The following is a 3,390-nucleotide window of genomic DNA, read 5'->3' as shown; positions in this document are numbered from 1 at the left end:
GGTTACATTCCGAACCCGGAAGCTAAGCCTTTCAGCGCCGATGGTACTGCAGGGGGGACCCTGTGGGAGAGTAGGACGCCGCCGAACAAATTTTATGAAAAGCCCGGTTGAGAGCTTCGGCTCTCGACCGGGCTTTTCGCATTTCTGTTTGTAGGCTGACCACATGCGCTATGACCTGGTCATCTTCGACAACGACGGAGTGCTCGTCGACAGCGAGCCCATCTCCAATCGGCTTCTCGCCGCCTACCTCACCGAGTTGGGGCACCCCACCAGCTACGAGGACTCCATACGCGACTACATGGGCTCCGCCATGCATCGCATCCACGACCTGGTCCTCGAGCGCTCGGGCCGGCGGCTTCCGCCGGACTTCGACACCACCTTTCACGGCCGGGTCTTCGACGCCTTCCGCCGCGAGCTGCGGCCGGTCACCGGTGTGGCCGAGGTTCTGGAGAAGCTGCGGGCCGATGGCGTTCCGTACTGCGTCGCCTCTTCCGGCAGCCATGAGCGCATCCGCGTCGCCCTCCGTACGACCGGGCTGTACGACCTCTTCGGCGAGGGCCATATCTTCAGCTCCGAGGACGTGGGCCGGGGCAAGCCCGCCCCGGATCTGTTCCTTCATGCGGCCGAGCGCATGGGTGTGGCGCCCGAGCGCTGTGCCGTCGTCGAGGACAGCCCGCTCGGGGTCCAGGCCGCGCTGGCCGCCGGGATGGATGTGTACGGCTACACGGCCATGACGCCCGCGGCCAAACTCGCCGCGGCCCGGGGCCTCTTCGTGGAGATGGCCGAACTGCGAGGGCTGCTCACCTCTACCCACAAGTAGCCCGGGGCCGTACGCTCCACGTGCATGACGGATTCGCGTCCGAGTCGCCGGCTCCGGCAGGGCCGGGCCTCATTGGCCATCAGCTTCTTCGTCCAGGGCGCGATCTTCGCTCTGCTGGTGACGCGCATACCCGCGCTCCAGGACCGGTACGGGATATCCGATGGGCTGCTGCCCCTCTTCCTGGCCGCCGTGCCGATCCTCGCCGGGGTGGGCAGCGTCGCCACCGAGCATCTCGTCAAGCGGATGCGTCCGGGGCTGGTCCTTCGCGTGGTGCAGCCCGTCGTCTCCCTCGCCCTGCTGTCCGCCGGATCGGGGACGACGGTGTGGCAGCTCGCCGTGGCGCTCGCCGTGTTCGGGCTGACGGTCGGTGCGCTGGACGCGTCGATGAACATGCTCGGGGTGAGCCTCCAGCGCGCGTACGGGCGCAGCATCATGCTCGGCTTCCATGGCGCGTACAGCCTGGGCGGGATCACCGGGGCCTCGCTCGCCTGGGCGGGGGCGCACTGGGACCTGCCGCTGCCCACGCTCTACGCGCCGCTGGTGGCCATCCTGGTGCCCATCGCACTGATCGCCGGCCGCTGGTACCTCGATCACCAGGGCGCCGAGCCGACCGAAGTGGTCAGGGACGAGACCACGGTGAGCATGCGGGTGCTGCTGCCGCTCTGTCTCGTCATGGCCTTCGCCTACATCGGCGACTCCACCGTCTCCAACTGGAGCGCCAAGTACCTGGAGGACGTGCTGCACAGCTCCGAGCAGCTGGCCACGGTCCCGTACAACGTCTATATGGTCACCACGCTCCTCGGCCGCTCCTTCGGCGACCTCGGGGTGCGTCGCTTCGGCGCGGTCGCCGTGGTCCGGGCCGGGGCGCTGCTCGCGGGCGGCGGCTTCGCGGTGGTGGCGGCGGCGCCCGGGGCATGGGTGGGGATGGCCGGGTTCACGCTGCTGGGGCTGGGGTTGTGCGTGCTGGTGCCGCAGACCTTCGCGGCCGCGGGGCGGCTCTTCCCCGGGGCGTCCGACGCCGCCGTCGCGCGCCTCAACATCTTCAACTACGTGGGCTTCCTCATCGGCTCCCCGCTCGTCGGCGCGCTCGGCGGGGCGTGGAGCTACCGTGCGGCGATGCTGGTGCCGATGGCGCTTGTGCTGGTGACGATCCGGTACGCGAGGTCGTTCAGCCCTGTACCAGCCGGATACGGTGACGGGCATGAGCGGCCGCGCACAGTTGATGTGGGATGAGGAAGTAACCGGATACGACTTCGGCGCCGGGCATCCGATGGACCCGGTGCGGTTGGCGCTGACCATGCGGTTGGTGCAGGCGTACGGTCTGGACCGGGCGGTCCGGGTGGTGGCCGCCAAGCCGGCCGGGGAGTCGACGCTGCGCCTGGTCCACGGGAAGGAGTACATCGAGGCGGTACGCCGCGCCTCGGCCGCCCCGGAGGCGGCGGACGGTTCGTACGGCCTCGGGACGATCGACGACCCGGCCTTCGCGGGGATGCACGAGGCGTCCGCGCTGATCGCCGGGCAGTCGGTGGGCGCGGCCGAGGACGTCTGGCGCGGGGAGGCGCTGCACGCGGTGAACTTCGCGGGCGGGCTGCACCACGCCATGCCCCGGGGCGCGTCCGGGTTCTGCATCTACAACGACGCGGCGCTGGCGATCGCGCGGCTGCTGGAGCTGGGGGCGGAGCGGGTCGCGTACGTGGATGTGGACGTCCACCACGGGGACGGGGTGCAGGCGGCCTTCTGGGACGATCCGCGGGTGCTGACGATCTCGCTGCACGAGCACCCCCGGACGCTGTTCCCGCAGACCGGCTGGCCGGAGGAGGCGGGCGGGGAGGGTGCCGAGGGGTCGGCGGTCAATCTGGCGCTGCCGGCCGGGACCTCGGACGCGGGCTGGTTGCGGGCCTTCCACGCGGTGGTGCCGGAGCTGCTGGCGGCGTTCCGCCCGCAGGTGCTGGTGACCCAGCACGGCGCGGACACCCATGTCGAGGATCCGCTGGCCCACTTGGCGGTGACCGTCGACGCACAGCGGGCGGTCGCCGAGAGCTGTCACCGGCTGGCGCACGACCACGCGGACGGGCGCTGGGTGGCGCTCGGGGGCGGTGGCTACGCGGTGGTGGACGTGGTGCCGCGGTCCTGGACGCATCTGGTCGCGATCGCGGCCGGGCGGCCGGTGGAGGCCACCTCGCCGGTGCCGGAGGAGTGGCGGCAGGAGGTGTACCGGCGGACCCGGATGGACGCGCCGCGGCGGATGACGGACGGGCGGGCGCCGGACTGGCAGGACTTCCACGAGGCCGGGTACGACCCCGCGGACCGGCTGGACCAGGCGATCCTGGCGACGCGCCGGGCGGTCTTCCCACACCACGGGCTGCTGCCGTAAAGCATGTAGAACGCCCCGTGCACCGACTGCGGCCTTGGGGGGAGCGTCCGGCGGATCGGGACGCTGGGGGGTGTCCGGCGGATCGGGACGCCTGCGGCGGGCTGTTCCCGTCCCGGCCCTTTCCCACAACTGGGGCTCCGCCCCAGACCCCGCTCCTCAATCTCCCCCAGCTACCGCTGGGAGGTGCCCCCTGGAG

Annotated in this window: 3 protein-coding genes and 1 rRNA gene; all 4 read left to right on the top strand. The window is 71.1% G+C overall.

Features of this window, described 5'->3' with window-relative positions:
• Positions 1 to 87: ribosomal RNA gene (rrf, locus tag ACFXB5_RS53135) — 5S ribosomal RNA — on the top strand; the annotation flags it as partial.
• Positions 88 to 163: 76 nt separating this feature from the next.
• The gene (locus ACFXB5_RS53130; protein WP_385223197.1) at positions 164 to 820 is read left to right on the top strand and encodes an HAD family hydrolase; all 657 of its coding nucleotides are present in this window, start codon (positions 164 to 166) and stop codon (positions 818 to 820) included.
• 24 nt (positions 821 to 844) lie between these two features.
• Positions 845 to 2,053, top strand: coding sequence for an MFS transporter (locus ACFXB5_RS53125; RefSeq protein WP_385223195.1), 1,209 nt, complete (start codon positions 845 to 847; stop codon positions 2,051 to 2,053).
• Positions 2,022 to 3,194, top strand: a complete 1,173-nt coding sequence (locus ACFXB5_RS53120) for an acetoin utilization protein AcuC (RefSeq protein WP_385223193.1) — start codon at positions 2,022 to 2,024, stop codon at positions 3,192 to 3,194. Before ACFXB5_RS53125 ends, ACFXB5_RS53120 begins: the two co-directional genes overlap by 32 nt.
• Positions 3,195 to 3,390 lie beyond the last annotated feature (196 nt).

This window comes from Streptomyces sp. NPDC059455, from assembly GCF_042750115.1.
Classification (GTDB): Bacteria; Actinomycetota; Actinomycetes; order Streptomycetales; family Streptomycetaceae; genus Streptomyces; species Streptomyces endocoffeicus.
Note: the sequence above shows the minus strand (reverse complement) of the source record. Positions and strands in the feature narration are given on the sequence as shown.

What these genes read in the sequence shown, in the direction of transcription:
- ACFXB5_RS53130 (WP_385223197.1), top strand. Translation starts at nt 164, where the DNA reads ATGCGCTATGACCTGGTCATCTTCGACAACGACGGAGTGCTCGTCGAC.
- ACFXB5_RS53125 (WP_385223195.1), top strand. Translation starts at nt 845, where the DNA reads ATGACGGATTCGCGTCCGAGTCGCCGGCTCCGGCAGGGCCGGGCCTCA.
- ACFXB5_RS53120 (WP_385223193.1), top strand. Translation starts at nt 2,022, where the DNA reads ATGAGCGGCCGCGCACAGTTGATGTGGGATGAGGAAGTAACCGGATAC.